Source organism: Pseudoalteromonas piscicida (assembly GCF_002744175.1).
Taxonomy (GTDB): Bacteria; Pseudomonadota; Gammaproteobacteria; order Enterobacterales; family Alteromonadaceae; genus Pseudoalteromonas; species Pseudoalteromonas piscicida_B.
Window position 1 is genome coordinate 1 of record NZ_NKHF01000041.1, and the last position, 17,907, is coordinate 17,907.

Consider the following 17,907-nt stretch of genomic DNA (forward strand, 5'->3'; position numbering starts at 1 on the left):
TTTGTTTTTTACGGGCAGTCGCCATCGCTTTTTCCTCAATCCTTTGAGTTCAGAGTTAGAGCGTAGACGACATCTAAGAGGCTTGCAAATTTGAAAAAAGTTGAGGTGGGTGTCAGTTTAAAAAAGAAGCCGCTAAATGCTCATGATACCTTCTAAATTAGTTTTCGGTTTTATTTGATTTCAACAAGTTGAAGAGAGTTGAAGTGGGTGTCAGCTTTAAAAAGAGTTATGAGGATGCGGAAACCTGCTTTTAATTGCTGCTTGTTAAGTATCCACCATCCTTGGTGGTTTGTTAACTTACTGGATCTGTTGTAATGCGCTGTCACCGAAGCCGACTAACTGGTTATTTTTGAATACCAGCGGTGTGCACTCATCTTTGGTTACTTTACCATCTGAGTGTTTGCTGTTGGTTGCATAATAGAGTACTTGATAGTTATCACCGTCTTTAGACACAAGCTCGCTAAAGTCAGGAGTTGCGAACATATCTTTTACTGAAGCGTAAGATACGCCCATTTCTAGATTCGCAATCTTTTCACGGTTTTTACGTTGTTTGTGTTCCCAGTTAGACGAGTTGTATTCTGATGCCCAACCGTGCTCTACTTCACCGTCGGATACAGCAACGATACAGCCTGATAATAGAGTAGAGCTAAGCGCAGCAACTAACATTAATTTCTTCATTGTTGTTTTCCTTTTTTGAATTTTCTCGCCATGCAAATGATGCTATAAGCGGTTTTATTTTGGTCTTTATTTGCCTTGGATTTTGCAAGCTTTTTGCCAATTTAAAAAATATATTAATATCAAGTGTTTGTTGTTTTTTATTCAATTTTGATTTTAGTTTTTTCACTAAAAGTTAGTGATATTGCTCACTTAAAATATAAATTACACCACTCGATTTCTCGCTATGCCCATTACAAAACTATCAATATTGGTGGCTATCTCTGCAATTAGTCTTACGATTGCTTCTTTACTTGCCCAAGCCGTGTGAGGTGTTAGTAGTAGATTCTCGCCTTGGTACTGAATAAGTGGGTTACTTGCATTTGCTGGCTCTTGTGTGAGTACATCGACCGCGGCCCCTGCAATTTGATTGTTGCCAAGCGCTGCTACTAGCGCCTGTTCATTGACTATGCCACCTCTTGCTGTGTTTACAAGGTAAGCGTGATCAGGAAGAAGCGCAAAGGCATTAGCGTCAATAAGATCAGTGGTTTCAGGAGTCTGTGGGCAATGAATAGAAACGATATCCGCAGCACGCAAAGCATCTTCGAATGCAACTCGTCCAGAGCGAACCGTTGATGCTCCTTTTCGTTCAGCAATCATGACATGTGCACCAAAAGCTTGCGCTACTTTTGCTACCGCCTCTCCTAAAGTACCATGGCCAACAATCACGAAGTTTTTGCCTGAGATCTCTGCAATATTATAGTCCAAACGACAAAACATATCGCTCTGTTGCCAAAGTCCAGCACGACAGTCTTGTTGATAGCGATGAATATTAGTCATCAAATTACCCAGCATGGTAAACGTGTGCTGTACAACAGAAGGGGTAGAGTAACCAGCTACATTAGCGACGGCAACTTGATGCGCTTTCGCTGCCGCTAAATCTATATTATTCACGCCAGTAGCTGCCACACAAATTAACTTTAAGTGAGGTAAAGAAGCGATGATGTCGGCATTTAACTTTACCTTATTGGTTATAATCACGTCTGCATCTTTACTGCGCGAGAGCACGTCTTCACTAGAAGTGGTGTCGTAAGACGTTAAAGCACCCAACTTTGCGATCGGGGAAAGGTCGGTTCCGGCTAGCGTTTTAGCGTCTAATACCACGATTTGCATTATTTTTATCCTTTACTTGACTTTGGAGTTAACTCTAAGGTTTATACTTATCACGTCGACTAGGATAATCTTCAGGACTTGGGAGTGTAAAGTGGTAAAGATTGGTGAGCTAGCAAAGCGACTAAACGTATCAACTGACACGTTAAGGTATTACGAAGCAAACGATTTACTTCACCCTTGCACAAGGAGTGAAGGCGGCTACCGCTTGTTTGATGAGCAAAGTGAAAAACAGATGCGTTTTATTCTGCGTGCTAAAGAAGTGGGGTTTAGCCTCAAAGAAGTGCAGGATCTATTGAAAATTAAGTTTGAAAAGCATCAACACAGCTGTGAAGAAGTAAAAACGCTGACGATTACCAAGCGTGATTTAGTGAGAGCGCGCATAGCAGAATTACAAAAGTTTGAACGATCGTTATCGACGCTGGCAGAGCAATGTTGCGGCGGTAAGGAGGCGGCAGTGAGCTGCTCGATTTTAACAGCCTTGGAGGCTATCGATGAATGAACTGATATTAAATTTTTGGCAGCTATTTTTAGTGTCTGCCCCCTGGTTATTACTAGGCTTAGTATTGGCTGGGTTACTCAATGTCTTTATTCCAAAAGACTTATTACAAAAGCACTTAGGAAAAGAGGGGTTTTGGACCACGATAAAAGCCGCATTAATTGGCGCCCCTATGCCGTTGTGCTCGTGCGGTGTGATCCCAGCAGCGGTGGGACTCAGAAGAGCGGGGGGATCAAAAAGTGCGACCACGGCTTTTTTAGTCTCTACTCCAGAAACCGGTGTTGACTCTATTTCTGTCTCTTATGTTTTGTTAGGGCCATTCATGGCGGTGATTAGACCAATCGCTGCTGTGGCCAGTGCCATTGCCGCAGGGCTATTAGTCGGCAGTGAAAAAGACGACAAGCCCACAACAGTAAAAGACTTACACAACGCTGACGAAACAGAGAGTTGCTGTAGTTCAACCAAGGGGGCTGAGTCAAAACCGCAGCCTACCAAGTCCTGTTGTGAGAGCAAACCGGTCGCCATGCAATCTGCTAGTACAAGTTGCTGCGCCACCGCGGAGCCACAGCTAGCAATGGCTGGTGTAGGCGGGGGCTGTTGCGAGACTGCTACACCAGCAACTAGTAGCTGCTGCGAAGCAACAGCAGATACTTCAAGTTGTTGTGAACCCACTCCAGCCGGAGAAACACAAAGTGTATTTGCGAAAATAATAGAAGCGGTGAAGTTCAGCTGTAATAAGTTACTTTCAGACACCGCAGTATGGCTATTGATAGGCTTATTCTTTGCCGCTTTAGTACAAACTTTTGTTCCTGAGTCATTTCTATCACAATGGGGCGACGGCATTCTAGCTATGTTGGCGGTCATTTTAATTAGCATTCCTATGTATATTTGTGCCACAGCTTCTACACCTATTGCCGCTGGTTTACTTATGGCGGGTGTATCACCAGGTGCTGTCTTGGTCTTTATGCTTGCTGGCCCTGCGACCAACATCGCGACAATAGGGGTTGTAGGTAAAGAATTAGGGCGTCGAGCTGTATTTGCCTATTTAGGCGGTGTGATAGGTGTCGCGCTGTTCTTCGGCTATTTAACAGATTACTTAGTGACAACCTACGGCTTTGTCGTGACACCCATGATAGGCGAGGAGCATGAGGTGCTACCACACTGGCTTACGGTATCGATGGGCATGCTATTAGCGGCGCTCTTGCTCAGGTTGGCTATACTCAAAATCGGTAAAGTTGTTAGAAGATAGATAATTGTGGTACTTTTTACCGTATTACAATTGAGTTACGTCTAAGCATTTTATGTTCCAACATAACGCATCACTTCGGTGGTCAGACATGAAATGCTTAGCGTCTGTTTATCTGACACGATAGAATGCAACAAAGTATTCGTTAATCCGACAATTTGAGAAGTAGAGTGGATAAATACGCTGACATTAGACCGTATAATGATGATGAAGTAGTGCCAGCTTTGGCACGTCTGCTAGGTGATGACCAGTTTATTGATGTGATCGCTAAATATAACTTGCCTGCATGGTTGAATGCTTGGCCCGCAATCGCACGCCCACTAGTACGAATGAAGCTAAAAAAGAAGTGGGGAGACTTTTGTACGATTGAGCAAGTACAGAATGAAGTGGCGTACTACCTGCAAATCTTAATTAACAAAACGACTTCTAAAGTCACCTATTCGGGCCTTGAAACATTGGACTCGAACACTTCGTATTTATTTATTTCAAACCACCGCGACATCGTCTTAGATCCCGCATTAGTGAATTGGGGTCTGCATCAGCAGGATATGCGTACCGTACGTATTGCTATCGGCGACAACTTACTGCAAGTGCCTTATATCACAGAGCTTATGCGGCTAAATAAGAGCTTTATCGTGAAGCGGTCGGCAAAAGCGCCCAAAGAAATGCTAAAGGCATTAACGCAGTTATCGGCGTATATTTTTGATTCGCTCAGTGAGGGTAACTCAATTTGGATTGCGCAAAAAGAAGGACGTGCCAAAGACGGTGTTGACCTTACCGATCCAGCTCTACTTAAAATGCTACAATTGCATGGCCGCAAACAAAAGCTGGAGTTCTCTGACTACGTAAAGCATTTGAAAATAGTGCCTGTAGCGATTTCATACCAGTATGAACCCTGTGCTGTTGCTAAGGCAAAAGAGCTATATCATAAGCAGCAGTTTGGTCAGTATGTAAAAGCTCAAGGTGAAGACATTGCTAGTATTGTAGAAGGCTTTAGCTCGGACAAAGGACACGTACATATTGCCTTTGGTGACCCAATTACTGACGATGTAACAAACCCTGATGAGCTTGCAGCTGTCATCGACAAGCAAATTTTAGCTTTGTATCACCTGCACTCAACAAACCATTTAGCCGCCGGTGATGACGCACAGGTGAGCTCAAAAGACAAAGAAGACTTTATTACCAAACTTGAGTCCGTCCCTGAAGAGTTAAAGCAATTGGTACTTAGCATGTACGCAGAGCCGCTTCGTCGCAAAGGAATTTAATACCTTTGGGTACGTGCAATAACGGTATTATACCCTTCAAATTAATTTTCTCGTCAATTTGAAGGGTGAAATATCAATTTAGCTTCGTAAAAAGCTCCTTATTTAGAACAACTAAGTAGCAAAATTTTTGGCTTGCCTATACCTATATGGATATAGATACCTTGGCGCTAGCAGGACGCTGGAGTTAAGGTTATTTCCCCGCTTCAAAATAGCGAGTGTACTTAATACCATTGATATTAGAATGTTGTGCTTAACTGACAGGTTTGTGGTAATAAACAACCTCCATATCCCCTAGAATATCGGTGTGGATCCCTTTTTTAATATAGGTCATCCCGAGTTTTTTCATGATGTTGATAGAGCCAAGGTTTTCTTCTTCGGCAATTGCACTAAAGTGTGTCAGGTTGGGATTGGCGACAATTAGTTCTGACATGACTTGCTGCGCGGCTTCTGTTGCCAAGCCCTTCCCCCAGAATGCTTGTTTGAAGCGCCAGCCTAGCTCTAAATCTTGATCATTTCTTTGCTCAGTAAAAAAGTGGGCAGGGCGAACCAAGATCCAGCCAATAAAGTGCTCACCTGGCAATGCAAAGCAGCCCCATAGCCCCCAGCCTTTGGTATCATTCGTAAACTGCTTTAAGCGAGGTATATACACGGTCTTTACTTCTTCCAGTGAATTAGTTTGACCGCTCGTAATGTACTTCATGACTTCGGGGTCACTATCGAGATCGGCGAGTAGCTGGGCATCTTTTGCCGTGAGTAGGCGATAACTCAACCTTGCAGAGTCCTTTACTTGCATTTTTATATACTCCTAACAAAACCCTAGAGTACAAAAGGCGATGTGGGGAGTAAAGGTGAAAAAGGTTGATTAAGTTTACATAGACGCAGGGCGAGTGCTTTACTAAAATACGCCGGCATTTTTTGATGGGGAACAGAGTGAAAAATTCAGTATTAGCGCTTAGACAGCGCCAAATTGCCGCGGCTCAACGAGAATATAAAGCCAGAGGCTCTAAACTGGCGCGTTGTGAATGCTGCTTATTGGCGACCACTCTGTGTATTTGCGAAAAAGTTCAAATAGCAGACGCCAATTGTGCAGTGTGCTTGCTAATGTATCATAATGAAAGCTTTAAACCCTCGAATACCGGACGCCTAATCGCGGATGTGATCCCCGACAACCATGCTTTTCGCTGGGATAGAACCGAACCTGACGCAGCGTTATTGTCACTACTTTCGGACGAACAATACGCACCGATCGTGGTATTTCCCGAACAAGGCGTTGAGCCGGAGCGAGTGATCACCAAAATACAGCGACAGGAAAATAAAAAGCCTTTGTTTATCTTTTTGGATGGGACCTGGCGAGAAGCAAAGAAAATGTTCCGAAAAAGCCCCTACTTAGACAATTTACCTGTGTTATCAATTGCCCCTGAAAAGCTCTCAGATTATAAACTGCGAGTGGCACCACATGAACATCAGTTGGGTACTGCTGAGGTCGCTTGTGTGTTATTTGCAGAGTCGGGTGAGCAAGACGCCGCGGATAAATTGACTGCTCATTTTATCGACTTTAGAGATGCTTACCTAAAAGGAAAGCGTAGCAAGTTGTAGTCGGTTGTGGGTGGAGTCAGCCAAAGTTAGCACTTAAATGGATGCGGGGTGGACTTTATCAAGAGTTGTCCAACTCAAGTTAAACAAATAATCAAAGCAAGTAATAGCGATTAGCTTAACTAACCCGATAAATAAGAAGAGCGCGACCCATTTCTGAGCCGCGCTTACGGAATCTTCTAAATGCTTCCTGCAAAGTTGAGTGGTTCAACGTCCTGAATCTTTCCTCATCCATGGCATCGCTTGGTGTTCTCGTTTTGCGAATAAAGGCATCTTGCCCTGTGTCCATCTTCCTTTTACACGTCCGCTGTCTTAATCCTGTGCCGTCCCATTGCTAAGAACAAACCTTTGTTCTAATTGTCCCTGATTGCTACTTTCCAAAATAGCAGTGCCAATAATCACTTTGCTTACCTTGGCACTTGGTAGCCTGAACCTATTGCTTCAAGCTAGGGGTTGCGTTATCAACCGCAACGATTGGCATCTCCTAAGCCACTTGTTACTAGTACATCCGATGTACCTTCCTTCCTCATCCTTAACCACCTGTATATCCAATACAGCAACGCTAACCCTTAGCGTTTGGCTTCTCCCCTGAAGCAATCCCTCGGTTCATCATGAACCGCAATCATTCCTTGTCCTTACTGTTTCACTCCTTGTGAAAACGATCTCGCTCTATTTACCCTATTATCCTTTAAGTGGGTGCCTATCCATCGGCAAGTCCTGCCCTGAGCGTATTCCTGAAATCCTTTCTCTCTCTTCCTGAGATGTTGTTAAGTATAAGCAGACCACAAAAAATAGGGAGTGGTAAAATCCAATCTTTTTGTTGACGTCTTTTAGTAATAATTAATAACTTTATATTTATTAGTTGGTTAACCTTGTTTTGAGTGTTATTTCAGCGCTGCTTTACTCAATTTCTTGCAGCTAAGTGAGATATATCTCACAGCTGATTTTCCAGTTTTCTACAACACTAATTTTGTGGCTGCATCGAGATAAAGATTCAGGGTGTAAAACTGCACAATTACAGGTAGAATTAGTTGATAATAATTATTGTTTACTAAATGGAGTCTTTATGAAAAAAGCACTTGTTACTTTACTAGCGACGCTGACTTGTCTACCAGCAATGGCTGCAGGGGAGGTTAATATCTATTCGTTTAGACAGCCCTTCTTAATTCAGCCTATTTTGGACGATTTCACCAAGCAGACTGGTATTAAGACTAATGTGGTTTTTGCAAAAAAAGGCTTAATTGAACGAGTTAAGCGTGAGGGAAAACATAGCCGTGCAGATCTAGTTCTTACCTCAAACTTCAGTGCTTTGATTCAGCTTGAAGATGAAAATCTAACCCAAGCAATTAACAGCGACACAGTAACCAAGAATATTCCTGCTAACTTTAGAGATCCAGAAGGGCAGTGGGTTGCACTTACCAAGCGTGTACGTAATGTATATTCAGCAAAAGAGCGAGTGGGTAAGTTAGATACACTCACTTATGAAGCGCTCGCGGATGAACAGTATCGTGGCAAAATTTGTACGCGTTCAGGTAAACATCCTTACAATCTAGGTTTAGTCGCGTCTATGATTGCGCACCACGGTGAAGCAAAAACCAAAACATGGCTTGAAGGTGTAAAGAAAAATTTAGCACGTAAACCTCAAGGTAACGACCGCGCACAAGTTAAAGCGGTAAAAGAAGGGTTGTGTGACTTGGCTATCGGTAACAGCTACTACTTTGGTAAAATGATGGAAGATGAAAAGCAAAAAGCTTGGGCTGAAGCCGTGTATATCAACTTTCCAAATCAGCAAGATCGCGGCTCACATATCAACGTTTCTGGCGTTGTCTTAACCAAGCATGCTAAAAATACTGAAAATGCCTTGAAACTCATTGAGTTTATGACCGACAATAAGGCGCAAAATATGTATGCGTCGATGAATATGGAATACCCAGTTAAACCTGGCGTCGAGTTATCGAAACTTGTGGCATCTTGGGGTGAGTTTAAGGAAGACAGCCTACCATTGTCAGAGATCAGTAAATACCGTCCATTAGCACTTAAGCTAATCGATGAGGTAAAATTTGACCTTTAATGCAATTATCATTTTCACTGTCTAAATGGCAGAGTTTTGCGTGGCTGATAGGGCTTAGCCTATCAGTCCCGCTGATGTTTTTAATCTTTGAGTCGCTTCAACCTGACTCCGAAGTCTTTTCTCATCTATGGGATACGGTCCTTTGGGATTACGTTAGCAATACGGTTTGGCTTATTGTGGGTGTCTGTGCACTTTGTTCCCTCATTGCCTTACCACTTGGTTGGTTAACCGCCTATTGTGAATTTCCGGGCCGACGCTTCTTCGAGTGGTCGCTCATGCTGCCACTGGCTATGCCAACTTATTTGATAGCCTACGTTTATACCGATTTACTTGATTATGCAGGTCCAGTACAAATAGCCCTGCGAGAGTGGTTTGGTTGGCGCTCACCTGATGACTATTGGTTTTTTGATATTCGCACTTTGCCTGGTGCGATCACTATGATTGCATTGGTCTTGTATCCCTATCTGTTTTTGATTTTTAGAACGGCACTAAGAGAGCAGTCATTTAAACTAGTACAAGCAAGTCAACTGATGGGTAAGTCGCCGTCGCAAAGTTTTTTTAAGGTTAGCTTACCCCTATCGCGAGGTGCGATTGTGGCAGGGCTGGCGCTGATCGCCATGGAAAGTATGGCCGACTTTGCAACCGTCCATTATTTTGCCGTGAGTACGCTCACCACAGCCGTTTACGATACTTGGCTAGGTTACTATTCGCTTACTGCTGCGGCTAAAATTTCCGGTATTATGTTATTGTTTTTGTTTTTAGCTTTAACGCTGGAGCGAGTGAGCCGCCCAACGCAAGTTGTGCACGAACGCCAATCGAGTGTGAATAGCACCACTTTATACTATCTTAAAGGGCCGCAAGCTTGGCTCGCGAGTGCCTTTTGTTGGTTTATTCTGAGCGTTGCCTTTATTGTGCCTACTTGGGTGCTAGGGGATTACGCCATCGACTATTTTGACCAAGCCTGGAATGATGACTTTTTCTTGTACGCATGGCAAAGTTTGAAAATTGCGTGTTGGGTTAGCGTCGTGTTAATCATCATGAGTATGCTAGTGGTCTTTAACCAACGCGTGAGTAGTGGCAAACGCGTAACCTTGCCAGGAAAGCTTGCCAGTACTGGATATGCGCTGCCTGGTACCGTTTTGGCCATTGCGGTGCTGATCCCATTGACACTATTAGATGATAAATTGAACAAGTGGTTTGAAGGCACTTCATTTGAACCTGGACTGTTATTTAGCGGTACGATTTTCGCCTTGGTCTTCGCTTATGTGGTTCGGTTTTATGCCATTGCCCAAGGTGCGGTTGAATCGAGTTACCAGCGGATCAGCCCGAGCTTAGATATGGCCAGTTTTTCCCTAGGTCGCAATCGTTTTAGCACCTTGCTATCGATACATTTACCCTTGCTGCGTCGGGGGATTTTAACCGCAGCTTTATTGGTATTTATTGAATGTATGAAAGAGCTACCTGCTGCACTGCTCCTGCGACCGTTTAATTATGAAACGCTAGCCACCCATGTTTTTCAATATGTCAGTGATGAACAGCTGGAGCTGGCCTCAGTGTCTGCGTTATTTATTGTATTGGTTGGTTTAATTCCGCTTTATGTCGTAAACCGTTCTATGGAGCAGCGAAGTTAATGCATAGTCTAGTACTAGAAAATCTTTCTTATCGTTATGATGGTGAACCGGTTGTTGATAGCCTGAATCTATCTGTAGAGCAGAATGAAATTGTGTGTTTGCTCGGAGCCAGTGGCTGCGGTAAAACCACCACATTAAAAGCGATTGCGGGGTTAATTGAGCCATTTCAAGGCTCGGTGAGCATATTGGGCAAAGCCATGAATGGCAAAGGCGCTTTTGTCCCCCCACAAAAGCGTAATATTGGTATGATGTTTCAAGATTATGCGCTTTTTCCACATCTCACTGTGGCACAGAATGTGGCTTTTGGATTAACCGCAAAAAGCAAGCGTGAGCGCCAAGACAGAGTGATAGAGATGCTTCACTTGGTACAGTTGCAAGATTATGGCGAGCGCTTTCCTCATGAGCTTTCAGGGGGACAACAACAGCGTGTCGCGATAGCGCGTGCATTAGCGTACAAACCAAATTTACTGTTGCTTGATGAGCCGTTTTCAAATATTGATGCGCAAGTGCGATTTCAGCTCATTAACGATATTCGCCGTATTATTAAAGATCAGCAAGTTTCTGCAATTTTTGTTAGTCACTCCAAAGAAGAAGCGTTTGCTTTTGCTGATCGCTTGGCCATCATGGATAAAGGAAAAATTGCCCAAGTGGGTGAGCCACGAACGTTGTTCCAACGACCAAAGAGCAAAATGGTCGCCGAGTTTTTGGGTCAGGGGATTTATATTCCCGCGCAGCGAGTGAATGGTGCGTCGGTAGAGACTCAGTTTGGTGCCGTAAAATCCCTAGTTGAACTTGGTAATATCGACGCTAAAGGCGAGATGTATGTTCGGCCGCAGCATATTATCCTTGAAAACAGCGAGCAGGGCAGCGTGCAAATTCTCAATCAACGCTTTATGGGAACTGAGTATATTTATCGTGTTGCGATAGAGGGACAAGAGCTAGAGGTGCCACATCCTGCCCATGAGCCACTCGACTTAAATCAACCAATCTCTTTAAAAATTAAGGCACATGCTGTAAATTTCTTTTCTTAATAGCAAATGAATAAAGCAGGGAGTAGAGCATGGCGCTTGCCCAATCTGGTGTGTGTGCTGAAGCCAACTTACATGGCTTGCACTTGTTCTTCAATGTGCTTGAAGGGCAAGATGAAGCGTTAAGAGCGGCGCTTGCCAATTGTGGGCGGTTGCAAGAGGAGCTGGAAGACCGATTTTCTGAGTCTATGCTGTCGAGCTTTGTGGCCATTGGTGCTCAGTATTGGCCGCATATCTACCCCGAGTTTATTCCCAAAGAGCTTAAGAGCTTTCCACACATTGTTGAGGCTGAACACACCGTGCATACTCAGCCCTTCGACCTACTTTACGTGATCCGTTCCGACCGTGAAGATGTCAATCATATCTTTGCCCAAAGCGTGCTGCATATGCTCAATGGTTTAGTCGAGATGGTGGCCCATGTTCGCGCTTTTCGTTTTTTAGATGGTCGTGACTTTAACGGTTTTATTTATGGAGCAGATACGCCAAGAGGGCGCAGTAAGCGCGAAGTAGCCCTTGTACATAACCCAAACGCGGCTGATCATCTGGGTAGCTACATTCATGTGCAGCGAGTAAAATTTGACTTAATGCGCTGGCAGACATTGCCGCTTACAGAGCAAGAGCAACTGATGGGGCGCACACGTCTAGACAACGATTTGATTGAAGATTGCGACCCCTGCAACCATGCTGCGTTAACTGAATTAAAAGACGAAAACGGTCAATCGCTGTTACTGAATCAGAGTATGCCTTTTGGTGATGTATTTGAGCAAGGGAACTTGTATCTAAGCTGCAGTGCTAAAGGGGATGCGTTCGAGCAAGTGCTTAGAAGCCGATTGGGTGAAGGAGATGAGTACGACCCCATATTGGATTATTCCACGGCTGATATGGGATCTGCATTTTTTGCACCGTCTCTCGAGTTTTTGGCAGTCATGGCGAAAATGCCCGAATAAGAAGTAACCTGAGCTTCGAATAATTAATGCCTTTCTAGCAGCCAGTTTTAGCATTCGCCTTGCCTACAAGGATGTAGGTACTTGGGCGGTAGCAGGACGCCTCTCTGGCTAGATAAGGAAATAATGTAATGTGAATTAAAAAACAATGAGTTAGCTCATTTCTTATCCAAACCTCAGGTTAAGTTAGCTCGCCATTTTCCTCTTCAAATTGATTGCAGAGTTAATACAATTAGCATTACCTGCCATGTTAACTCTTTATAGCCCATCCATGGGCATGACTAGCTAACGGTCGCTACAGCATATACGGATTTTTTGCGGGCGAGCCGTTGCTAACAATCGGCCTTGATTGAATATCCTCAAGCTTTTGCAAAATGTCTTTGAGCTGTTGTTGCTGGGCTTGTTCAGCACTTGAGTTTGCTAAGGTATTCGCCAGCAGCGTAGTGATGGCTTCGAGTGCTTTTGCACTGCTGTCATCAACATGATTGTCAACTTGAACACTAGGTTGTGCCACCGCTTCTAGACGCTCAGTTAAATTTGCAAATAGCGTATTCTGCTGCTGACCTTGTTGACCCAATGCTTGCTGTATTTGCGCTTGCGTGCTGAGCAAGTCGTTAAGCTTGGTAAGGTTAGTGAGTAGCTGCTCATGGCTTGAGGTTTGTTTGATAGCCTGTTGCAGCTCAGTGACTCCTTGAGCGACTTGCTGCTGTGAGGCTATCAACTGTTTTAGTGGCGCAGCATAGCGCTGCTGCGATAAGGTTTCTCGCAAGGCGGTTAATTCTGGGGCTAATCCTTGCTCGTCTAACACTTGAGCCAGTTGTTGCAACAGCTGGCTATAATCAAAGCTAAGTTGCTCTTTATCTAGCTTAGACGCGATTTGGGAAAGATATTTATTAACAAAACTCAACTGCTCAACGGCAAGCTGTGCAGGGCTGCCTTCATCGCTGTTTCGATGTAGGCGCGCATACTCAGCCTTGATCTCACACCAGCGTGCCGCTTCTTCATCCGTTAGGGTGCCGCGTAATTCTGCCAATTTTAGTAGGTTTTCTTCGCTGCCTTTGCTAAGCGTTTGTGCTTCACCACGATAGTGATCTTGGATCAGGTTTTCAAGTTCATTGGCATTCATGGCAGCAACGACCTTTTCAGCCATCTTATTCATATTACGATAGCTGCCTTGTAACTTAAACGGCGGCTCTGTACGGTAGTTATCATCTTGTGCTGCAGAGGCAATATATTGCGCATTTACTTTTAAGATGGTGTCACGAATGGTGAGCAGCTTTTTCAGAACGCTGACAATCTCATTCACTTGTGCTTGAGAATAATTAAATTCCAATTCATTGATAGAAATGTCTTCGCCTTGGGCAATACGTACGAGCTTGTACAAATCTTCCATGCTACGGTTGGCAAGTGGCGCAAGCACCGCATTGGAGGTAAGCGTATTTTCAATAAAGCTCATGGCAAACTCTTGCTCACAGCCACTCAGGGTGTCACCAAGGTTATAAATATCGGCACGGTTGGCGAGCATATCTGGGATCTTAAATGACTCACCAGACTCGGTGTAAGGATTTCCAGCCATCACCACAGCAAATTTCTTGCCTCTTAAATCATAGGTTTTACTGCGACCATTCCAAACACCATCAATGCGTCTTGAACCGTCACACAAAGAGATGAACTTCTGCAAGAACTCTGGGTGGGTATGCTGAATGTCGTCTAGATACAGCATCACATTATTACCCATTTCAAAGCTTTGGTTAATCTTCTCAATCTCTTTTGCGGCAGTGGCATTGATGGCTTGAGCAGGATCTAAAGATACTTGGTCATGACCAATAGATGGACAGTTGACTTTAACAAAGGTAAGTCCCAAGCGGTTGGCTACATATTCTATTAACGTGGTTTTACCATAACCTGGGGGCGAGATAAGCAGCAACATCCCCATCAAATCGGTGCGCTTGTTGTTCCCTGCAGCCCCAATCTGTTTAGCTAAGTTATCGCCAATAATGGGGAAGTACACTTTGTCGATCAGCTGGTTACGCACAAATGAACTGAGTGGTCGTGGCTTAAATTCATCTAATTGTAGGCGCTGTTTTTGCGTCTCCAGTACTTGCGCTTTTAGCTGTTGATATTGTTTGTAGGCCGGAACATGAACCGTAAGATACTCATTACTACGGGCAAAAAAGTCTGCGTAATCTAGGCGTAGCACTTGGTTATCAATACGTGGGTGTTGTCCCATTAGGCCTGATATTTCAGTTGTTATGTCGACTTCTTTCACTTGGTAGACAATGTCTAGGTGCGTTGCCGCTAAAATACTGTTGGCTGCTTCGAGCAGCGTTTCAGTACTTTCATTTTGTCTACTGCCATAGGCGCGTAGCCAGCTGCTTAAAAGGCGGCATTTGTCAGCAAGTTTAGTTAAGTGTGTTAATGAGTCTTCAAGCTGTTGCCATACGCCTTTGGTTTTAGCCATTGAGATAAACTGCTCGCTGGCGTTTTGTGCGGTCGCAGCTAGATCAAACTGGCGTGGCTTGGCCTGTTGTGCAAGCGCTTTGATTAAATACGTTGCACTTAACTCCCCAGAAAAGCGGCTTAATTCGTCCATATAACTCGACAAGTTTTGCTGGCAAAAGGTACTGATCCGCTCGCTTAATTCTTTACTTAATTGTTGACTAAAGCTGTGATCATCGAGCTTAGTTGCCATCAGCTCCGCCTGTGTTGCCTGAAATGTTAGTTCAGACAATTGAGCTTGGCTTTGCTGGGAGTAAAATAATTGCGCCGCTATCCGACAACTAGCGGGATAGATGAGTAATCCAAGCTGTTGTTTTTGGCCTAATAAGTTAGCTAAAATTAGGCTAGCATCTTGATCATGAATGCCTTTTTCATAGCCTTCTTGGTATCTGGGTTCAGCAAACTTTTGTACGATAGCCAGTAAACTTCCATCATTAACGGCGAGCTCAAGATCGCTATGGGTAAAGTCGTTGCCGTCTTGCTCTGCGGCGGCCAATACTTGCGCTGCTAGATATTCTCCGCGATAGAAATGACGATTTTCTGAGATCAGATTTTGCTGCCAATAGGCACTTGCGTCATTAAGTAGTTGATTGGTTTTAGGATCAGCAATGGTATCAAAATACTCTGTACCGGTAAGATGTAGCATCAGTTGCTCATCACGCGGTAGCAAGGTCAAATCAAGGATCTGTTTGTTAACACTAAACGCATGCTTGCCGACTTTTACGGTATTGCCACCGTCAGTGTAAATATCTTGCTTGTCTCGCAAAGAGCGGATCGCTTGATCTTTACAGGCTTTAAGTTTGGCCTGAATATCATCAGCTTTCACTTCATCGCTGAGGCTTTTCAGCTCTTGCGTTAAGTCTCGAAGCTTGCCAATCATAGGGTCAGAGGCAAAGTAGCTGTTGATGTCGTCTAAGGTTTTAAAGCTTTGTGTGCGCCGTGTTACCCCTTGCAAAATACGCTCGGCAGCGCCTGCAAGACTCAACGCACGACGCTGTCTCTCGTCAATGAGCTGCTGTTTGTGGGCTTCAAAGCTTTCATAAACGTCATCACGCTTGGCTAAGATCTCCGTTAAAAACTCATCGTACTGACTAAATTGAGACTCTAACTCTTCTAGCTGAATAAGTAAGCGAGATAGCTGATCGTCACACTGCTCAGGGGTTTTAGCAGCACTTAAGCCACTGGTAATACTTTGACTGAAGAGCTTAAAGCGCGCTGCAAATTCAGCCTTAGCCTCAACACTGCCGACGCTTTTTTTCTGAATTTCCAGGGCCGCTTTAGCGCGATTTACTTGACCATAAATAGCACTGACATCTTCCAATATTTTGGTCCGAACCCGGCTATCTTCAATGTCGAGATCCAGCATAGTATGGTTGAGTAAATCCAGCTCAGCGCTTAAGGTTTCCAAGGTCGCTAAAAAGCCGTTTAGTTCCGTCACGCTCTCGGTTTGTGCTCTGGCTTCTTCTAAGCTCTCAAGTTGTGCGTAATAGGGCCCTAATGCACTGTCTTGTTGTAAGAATTCGGCAGTCTTATGGCTTAAATTGACAGTTTGTTCATCAATTTGTTGCTGCATGGCTGATAGCGCTTCAAGATTGATGTATTTCACCTCTTCAAGGCTTATTACTTTACCTTTTAAGCGTTTTAGCGCTTCTAAACTTTGCACAAACTGCTCAGCTTTTTTAAAGCTGTCTGGACGTACTTCTCGCAGTACATCTTGTAAAGACTTTTCTATGTCGGCTTCTGCACGTCTGGCATCGGCCTCAATTTGGCTTACCTTTTCAAATTCATCTAAAACCTGCTCAGAGGTTTCAAAAATCTCGTGCAGTTTTGCTGTTACGTCGGCGAAATCTGATTCGGCAAGCCAGTGGTAACGGTCTAAAATACTGCGAGTGAGGGCTATTAAATCTTCATAATGAAAGACAGTTGGGCTTTGCTCATTGATAGCTTTGAAGACACTGTATAAGTCGGAGATTGCACGTACTAAATCTGGGTTGCCGATACGCCCAAATAACCCTGTGGCTCGAGGGGCCTGTGCAGCAAATTCGCTGCCACAAAATGGGCTTTGCCAGATCTGAATAGGGTGCACGCGTTCAGGTTCAGGCTCCGCTTTAAAGGTCAGCGCTAAACCGTCGTCATAAATACCATAGCCATGACAATAAATAGGGTTTTGCAGGTTTTTCTCGATAATATTGTAAGAGAAGAGTGCATAACGACCATCATTTGGCTCATAGAAGATATACAGCACGTCTTCACCATTGGGCGATTTGATCTGACGATGAAAAATCAAATCATCCAGTTGGTCGTCAAAGTAGCGAGTTTGCCCGGATTGTAAATAATAGCCGCCAGGAAAAATAATCCCCTGGTTCTCAGGTAATTGCACACATGCGCCGCCCAGTGCATCTTGGCGTAATACCTGCTGGGTGCGGCAATTATAAATAAAATAACGCCACTGTTTTTCACGGTAAGGTAGTAGTTTCAGAAGCACCATTTCGCCCACTTCGGCAAAACGTAAGTCGCAGTCTGCGAGCGATTGGCTAGCATCATCGACCTCTTCTTGGTAAATCCCTTCACCGCTTTGGGTATTGTTTTCAACTTTAACGGTGAGTTTACCGCGAGAGACCTCAATAAAAACCTTATCATTTACATTAATATGCGGGTGGCGACCCTCAACATGATCAGCACGGTCGGTTTTTTGCCACTCAAAGTCGAAGTTTTCCACTTCGCCCAAGTCACGCTCCCCGCGGTTGTCGATATAATCTAAGGTTTCGTCTTTGGCGATTTGCCAACGAAATACACGAACATCAGAGAGCTTCTCACCAATTTGGAATAGCGCAAAAAGTTTGTTCGATTTGACAAACAGGTGCTGTAGCCGAGTCTCTTTGTAGTAAGTGTAAAGCTCATCAAAGTCCCGTAAGAAACGTTGGTCGGTAAGGAATTTAGTTTCCTGTGGGTAAGGCTCTATTTCGTAATGGTCGTCTTGCAGATGTAACTTTTGTACCGTGAATACATCGCTAACTTGGGTGTTTTGCTTAAGCCCCATAAACACATTATAAGCAAAGATAAGCTTGTCGCCGATCAATACTATGTCTCGCGGTACGCAGTTATGCTCAGTGCGAACTCTGGCCCGACCTTTCACCTTGAGCTCAGTACTGCCAAAAGTATCAACACGTTGTTGGTTGAGTTGGTCTATTTGGCTTTTTAGCTCATTACCAAAGTTGCTAAGTCGGCGTTTAATGAGTTGATAAGAGTCTTGTTCGAGCGTTCGCTCTGGCGCTTGTTGCGTTGCTTCCGTCATGTTTTGCTTTCC

At 44.1% G+C, this 17,907-nt stretch carries 12 protein-coding genes; 8 read left to right on the top strand and 4 right to left on the bottom strand.

What is annotated here, in order from left to right; all coding sequences use genetic code 11:
• Positions 1-297: 297 nt before the first annotated feature.
• Both CEX98_RS09150 and CEX98_RS09155 read right to left on the bottom strand, forming a co-directional pair.
• A complete protein-coding gene (locus CEX98_RS09150; protein ID WP_099641769.1) occupies positions 298-678 on the bottom strand; it encodes a DUF3192 domain-containing protein in 381 nt (126 codons plus the stop codon).
• Between the two features lie 201 nt (positions 679-879).
• Positions 880-1,827, bottom strand: a complete 948-nt coding sequence (locus CEX98_RS09155; protein WP_099641770.1) for a D-2-hydroxyacid dehydrogenase — start codon at positions 1,825-1,827, stop codon at positions 880-882.
• 91 nt (positions 1,828-1,918) lie between these two features.
• On the opposite strand from CEX98_RS09155, the gene zntR reads away from it, so the two are divergent.
• From zntR to CEX98_RS09170, 3 genes are all read left to right on the top strand, one after another.
• Positions 1,919-2,326, top strand: coding sequence for a Zn(2+)-responsive transcriptional regulator (gene zntR, locus CEX98_RS09160; RefSeq protein WP_099641771.1), 408 nt, complete (start codon positions 1,919-1,921; stop codon positions 2,324-2,326).
• Positions 2,319-3,572 (top strand): SO_0444 family Cu/Zn efflux transporter, encoded by a 1,254-nt coding sequence (locus tag CEX98_RS09165; RefSeq protein ID WP_099641772.1) that lies wholly within the window; start codon positions 2,319-2,321, stop codon positions 3,570-3,572. Before zntR ends, CEX98_RS09165 begins: the two co-directional genes overlap by 8 nt.
• A gap of 167 nt (positions 3,573-3,739) precedes the next feature.
• Positions 3,740-4,834, top strand: coding sequence for a 1-acyl-sn-glycerol-3-phosphate acyltransferase (locus CEX98_RS09170; RefSeq protein WP_099641773.1), 1,095 nt, complete (start codon positions 3,740-3,742; stop codon positions 4,832-4,834).
• A gap of 250 nt (positions 4,835-5,084) precedes the next feature.
• On the opposite strand, the gene CEX98_RS09175 is transcribed toward CEX98_RS09170, so the two are convergent.
• Positions 5,085-5,627 carry a GNAT family N-acetyltransferase gene (locus tag CEX98_RS09175; RefSeq protein ID WP_099641774.1) on the bottom strand — a complete coding sequence of 181 codons (543 nt, stop codon included), beginning with the start codon at positions 5,625-5,627 and terminating at the stop codon, positions 5,085-5,087.
• 137 nt (positions 5,628-5,764) lie between these two features.
• Here CEX98_RS09175 and CEX98_RS09180 point away from each other — a divergent pair, with 137 nt between their 5' ends.
• The 5 genes from CEX98_RS09180 to CEX98_RS09200 all read left to right on the top strand — a co-directional run bounded on the left by CEX98_RS09180 (position 5,765) and on the right by CEX98_RS09200 (position 12,104).
• Positions 5,765-6,430 carry a tRNA-uridine aminocarboxypropyltransferase gene (locus CEX98_RS09180; protein ID WP_099641775.1) on the top strand — a complete coding sequence of 222 codons (666 nt, stop codon included), beginning with the start codon at positions 5,765-5,767 and terminating at the stop codon, positions 6,428-6,430.
• A 1,063-nt stretch (positions 6,431-7,493) separates the two neighbouring features.
• Positions 7,494-8,498: a Fe(3+) ABC transporter substrate-binding protein gene (locus CEX98_RS09185; protein WP_099641776.1), complete on the top strand. Its 1,005-nt coding sequence runs from the start codon at positions 7,494-7,496 to the stop codon at positions 8,496-8,498.
• A complete protein-coding gene (locus tag CEX98_RS09190) occupies positions 8,498-10,129 on the top strand; it encodes an ABC transporter permease (protein ID WP_099641777.1) in 1,632 nt (543 codons plus the stop codon). Before CEX98_RS09185 ends, CEX98_RS09190 begins: the two co-directional genes overlap by 1 nt.
• Positions 10,129-11,160, top strand: coding sequence for an ABC transporter ATP-binding protein (locus CEX98_RS09195; protein ID WP_099641778.1), 1,032 nt, complete (start codon positions 10,129-10,131; stop codon positions 11,158-11,160). Before CEX98_RS09190 ends, CEX98_RS09195 begins: the two co-directional genes overlap by 1 nt.
• A gap of 29 nt (positions 11,161-11,189) precedes the next feature.
• Positions 11,190-12,104, top strand: a complete 915-nt coding sequence (locus tag CEX98_RS09200; RefSeq protein ID WP_099641779.1) for a Dyp-type peroxidase — start codon at positions 11,190-11,192, stop codon at positions 12,102-12,104.
• 292 nt (positions 12,105-12,396) lie between these two features.
• Here CEX98_RS09200 and CEX98_RS09205 read toward each other — a convergent pair whose 3' ends face one another.
• On the bottom strand, positions 12,397-17,895 hold the full coding sequence (locus CEX98_RS09205; RefSeq protein WP_099641780.1) for a DNA repair ATPase: 5,499 nt from the start codon (positions 17,893-17,895) through the stop codon (positions 12,397-12,399).
• Positions 17,896-17,907 lie beyond the last annotated feature (12 nt).

What these genes read in the sequence shown, in the direction of transcription:
- CEX98_RS09200 (WP_099641779.1), top strand. Translation starts at nt 11,190, where the DNA reads ATGGCGCTTGCCCAATCTGGTGTGTGTGCTGAAGCCAACTTACATGGC.
- CEX98_RS09165 (WP_099641772.1), top strand. Translation starts at nt 2,319, where the DNA reads ATGAATGAACTGATATTAAATTTTTGGCAGCTATTTTTAGTGTCTGCC.
- CEX98_RS09155 (WP_099641770.1), bottom strand. Translation starts at nt 1,827, where the DNA reads ATGCAAATCGTGGTATTAGACGCTAAAACGCTAGCCGGAACCGACCTT.
- CEX98_RS09175 (WP_099641774.1), bottom strand. Translation starts at nt 5,627, where the DNA reads ATGCAAGTAAAGGACTCTGCAAGGTTGAGTTATCGCCTACTCACGGCA.
- CEX98_RS09150 (WP_099641769.1), bottom strand. Translation starts at nt 678, where the DNA reads ATGAAGAAATTAATGTTAGTTGCTGCGCTTAGCTCTACTCTATTATCA.
- CEX98_RS09195 (WP_099641778.1), top strand. Translation starts at nt 10,129, where the DNA reads ATGCATAGTCTAGTACTAGAAAATCTTTCTTATCGTTATGATGGTGAA.
- CEX98_RS09185 (WP_099641776.1), top strand. Translation starts at nt 7,494, where the DNA reads ATGAAAAAAGCACTTGTTACTTTACTAGCGACGCTGACTTGTCTACCA.
- CEX98_RS09190 (WP_099641777.1), top strand. Translation starts at nt 8,498, where the DNA reads ATGCAATTATCATTTTCACTGTCTAAATGGCAGAGTTTTGCGTGGCTG.
- CEX98_RS09205 (WP_099641780.1), bottom strand. Translation starts at nt 17,895, where the DNA reads ATGACGGAAGCAACGCAACAAGCGCCAGAGCGAACGCTCGAACAAGAC.